Origin of the sequence: Dyella sp., from assembly GCF_035685885.1 — a bacterium.
Classification (GTDB): Bacteria; Pseudomonadota; Gammaproteobacteria; order Xanthomonadales; family Rhodanobacteraceae; genus Dyella.
The window spans coordinates 1-4,187 of the sequence record NZ_DASRZX010000028.1 but is presented as its reverse complement, the minus strand read 5'-3'; the positions used below and the strand labels follow the sequence as shown (position 1 = coordinate 4,187).

General features: G+C 64.4%; 3 protein-coding genes. 2 read left to right on the top strand and 1 reads right to left on the bottom strand.

Features of this window, described 5'->3' with window-relative positions:
* On the bottom strand, positions 1–251 hold a 251-nt coding region (locus VFG49_RS03660), incomplete at its 3' end, for a carboxyltransferase domain-containing protein (RefSeq protein WP_324858152.1).
* Positions 252–864: 613 nt separating this feature from the next.
* On the opposite strand from VFG49_RS03660, the gene glk reads away from it, so the two are divergent.
* Positions 865–1,905 (top strand): glucokinase, encoded by a 1,041-nt coding sequence (glk, locus tag VFG49_RS03655; protein WP_324858151.1) that lies wholly within the window; start codon positions 865–867, stop codon positions 1,903–1,905.
* Positions 1,906–2,011: 106 nt separating this feature from the next.
* Positions 2,012–4,187: TonB-dependent receptor (locus tag VFG49_RS03650; RefSeq protein ID WP_324858150.1), on the top strand; the 2,176-nt coding region annotated here is incomplete at its 3' end.

The following is a 4,187-nucleotide window of genomic DNA, read 5'->3' as shown; positions in this document are numbered from 1 at the left end:
AATGCACTGTCGATGGCATCGCGAAGATGGTGGCCGGCGAAACGGCCTTGCGTGTCCGTCCAGTGTCGGGGATCGAAGCGCAGCAGAAGGCTGGCGTACGACGGCACGCATTCGATGTCCGGCAGCGCCGCGCCGATCTGGGCGGCAGCGCCATGTACGCGTGCATTGATCTCGACGTCGATGTCGTTGCCGAAGCGCAGAAGCCAGGCATCTTCGGCGAGTGTTTCGATATGCACGTTCGTCAGGGGCATGGCGGGCACGCGTCCGCCGCGTTGGGGGCGGGCGCGCAAGGCGTCATGCGTTGGCGTGGCAAATGAACGTGTTTCACGGGTGAAGTGTTGCAGAAGCCATGGTGTTTGCGGACCCGCAAAACAACGCGAAACGGACGAGCCATGCGTCGATGCCGTGTTTTGCCGTGTTCCTGCGATGCCAGGGCGTCGCCGTGCCGGGAGCGGTCGTGCATGAGACGTGAGTTGCGACGCATCCCTGTGCGTCCTCGCATGCATTCCTGTGTCCCGGCGCGCCGGATGCTTCATATTTCGATCCGCTCGCTCGCGGCCGATTTTCCCCCCGTGCGATACCCTCAATGACCCATAGGGGTCATGCATGATGATCGTTGTCGTGGCGCGTTGCGAAACGACTTGCGAGTTCAATGGGCTCCAAGAAAATGGCTTATATACGAGTACTTAGGCGCATCGCGAGCACGGGCACGGCGCCACCGCAGTGGTCTATGTGTTGCCCTGCAACATAGGACATTTTCCTATGTGCCATGGGGTTTATTGACAACGTTGTCAGCCATTACCCAGACTCCTCGGCATAGGGGCGTTCACACGAACGTGACATGAGCATGACGAGGGGACCGTAGTGGTCGATGGGATCAGCCACAGCGTGCGCGAGTTGGTGGCGCAAGAAGCCATGTTTCTCGCTGCCGACGTCGGAGGCACGCATGCGCGCATCGGTCTGGTGAGCCATCAGCCGGACGGCGTCCGGCCGGTGACGGTGCTGCAGTACCACCGCTATGCGTGTGCCGACTGGCCGAGCCTCACCGCGGTGCTCAAGGATTTCGTGAGCCAGCTGGACCGCAGCGTGCACGTGGACGCGTGCGCAGTGGCGAGCGCGGGTTACGTGCTGGGCGATGCCATCGTCAACGACAACCTCCCGTGGCCCGTGTCCATCCGCGACATCCGCGACAGCCTGGGCATCAATCAGCTCGCGGTGATCAACGACTTCGAAGCCGTGGCGTACGCCACGCAGTTCCTGGGCCACGCCGATACGACGCCGGTGATCGAGACCGAGGCACCACAGGTAGACGGTCCGGTGCTGGTGATGGGCCCGGGTACGGGCCTGGGTTCGGCTGTGCTGTTGCCGGGCAAGCCGCATGCCACCGTGCTGCCGACCGAAGCCGGTCAGATCGCGCTGGCGCCGGGCAACGAGCGGGAGATCGAGATCCTGCGCTACCTCGCGCGCGATCGCGCGCATGTGTCGTTCGAGCACGCGCTGTCCGGCCCCGGCTTGCTCAACCTCTATCGCGCGCTGTGCGTGCTGCGCGACCAGGCCGCCATGCTCAGCTTGCCCAGCCAGGTGACGCAGGCGGCGCTCGCGCGCAGCGATGCCGCGGCGGTGGAAGCACTCGACGTGTTCTGCGCGTTGCTCGGCAGCTTTGTCGGCGACCTCGCGCTGCTCTATGGCGCGCGCGGCGGCGTATTCCTCGCGGGCGGCATCCTGCCGCAGATCCGCGAAGTGCTGTTGGCAAGCCGCTTTCGCGAGCGCTTCTTCAACAAGGGCGTGATGCGCCCTTTCCTGCAGCAGGTTCCCGTACGACTGATGGAACACGGCCAGCTTGGGGTTATCGGCGCGGCCGGCATGTACCTGGACGGCCAGCACGACCGGGGTAGGACGCAGTAAACCCGCTTCACCGTTGCATTGAACCGGGCGCAAGCCCAGACAGCCACGCCGCAGCCGGACGACCCACATGCATCCGCTGCAGAAACGCCTTCGAGGGGAGGAAACCATGTCACATCGCAAGACTCTGCTAGCAGCAAGCATCATCGCGGGCCTGTGTCTGTCCGGCGCCGTGTTCGCCGCCGACAATGCCCAGGCCGCCCAGACGGGTCCGGCTTCCGGCGAACAGGACAGCAGCCAGAACAAAGCCGACAAGACCAAGGTGAAGGACCTGAGCGCCGTGACGGTGACAGGTATCCGCAACACCCAGGCCCTGTCGCTGGACACCAAGCAGGCGGCGCAATCGCACGTTGAAGTGATTTCCGCCGAAGACATCGGCAAGCTGCCGGCCAAGAACGTGGCCGACACGATCGCGCAGATCCCGGGCGTCAACATTTCGGACGCCGCCGGCGCCGAAGGCGGCTTCGACGAATCCGATCGCGCCAGCCTGCGCGGCAGTGCCCCGTCGCTTACGCTGACCACGGTCAACGGCCACGCGATCGCCTCGGGCGACTGGTTCATCACCGGTGGCGGCGGCAGCCGCAGCGTCAGCTACGCCATGCTGCCGGCGGAAGTCGTCAGCCAGGTGGTGGTGCACAAGTCCTCGGAAGCCAACCAGCTCGAAGGCGGCGCCGCAGGCTCCATCGACATCATCACGCGCAAGCCGCTGGAGTTCGACAAGCCGTTCTCGGCCGAAGGCCAGGTGGGCGGCGTGTACTCCGACCTGCCGGGCGACACCAAGCCGCAGTTCAGCGGCTTGGTGAACTGGAAGAACAACGACAACACCTTCGGCGTGATGGCGCAGGCCTTCTACGAAGATCGCGAGCTGCAGCGCAATGGCCAGGAAATGCTGGGCTATTCGTACATCCCGTCCGGTTCGGCCGCTGCCACGCAGTTGGGCCTGACCGACAAGGGCCATGGCAGCACGGGCGTGTTCTATCCCAACCTGCCGGGCGCCGCGCTGTTCACCCAGGAGCGCAAGCGCAAGGGTGGCCTGCTCGACGTCGAGTGGAAGCCGCTCGACAACCTGACCTTCGATTTCAACGCGTTCTACTCGCACCTCAACGCCACGGACTACAACCGCAACTACATGTTGCGCCTGCGTGACCGTCTGCCCGGTTCCACCTTGTCGGGCGTGTCGATCAACGACAACATCATGACCTCCGCCAACCTGGCCGCGCAGCCGGGCGTGTCGCAGGGCATCTACGACATGATCTCGCGTCCGGACGAAAGCGAGTCCAGCCAGTACTACACGCTCGACGCCGAGTGGAAGGCCACCGACCACCTGACCTTCAAGTTCCAGGGTGGCTGGACCAAGGGCACCGGCAACACCCCGACCCAGGACATCATGGAGATGGACACGGGTTACGGCTCCAGCGCCTTCTATGCGATGAACGGCCTGGGCAAGCCCGCCAACTGGGGCATGAGCGGCAGCAACAACGCCTATAACCCGGCACAGGTCGGCCTCGACTGGATCTTCGGCGACCAGGGCATCCATGTGGTCGACAAGGAGCGCTGGTTCCAGGCCGACGGCGAGTACGACTTCGACAACGCCGGCCCGCTGTCCAGCCTGCAGTTCGGCGGTCGCGTTTCGCGTCACAATCATGACAGCCCGTTCGCCGTGGGCCAGGGTCCGAACTGGGCTTCGGCCGTCGACTTCGGCACCAACTCCCCGCTGTGGCCGGCATCGAGCCAGAACTACCCGGGCAGCTTCGGCAGCGACCTGGGCGTGGGCCAGATGCCAAGCAACATCTGGTACTGGACCCCGGCCCAGCTCAAGGAGCTGAACGCGCAGTACGCCAACCGTGCCAGCAGCGGCCCGGCTTCGCGCTTCTATCCGAATGACATCTATTCGATGAAGGAAGACAACAGCGCCGCCTACTTCCAGGCCAACTTCAGCGGCGATCGCTGGAGCGGCAACGCGGGCGTGCGTTACGTCTCCACCAGCGAAAACATCGGCTACACCGCGGCTTCCATCCAGGAGACCTCGCACGGCGGCCAGATGTGCAATTCGCCGTGGTATCCGTGCGCGACCGACGGTTCGGGTTCGGGTGGCTGGTACTGGAACTACTACAAGACCCATTACGGCAAGCTGCTGCCGAGCTTCAATCTGAAGTTCAACCTCACCGAGGATGGCAGCCTGCTGGCTCGCTTCGCCGCTTCGCAGACCATGACGCGCCAGGATTACGGCCAGCTGGCTGGCTTCCTCTCGCTGAGCGATCCGCAGGCAGCCGGTGAGCTGGGTG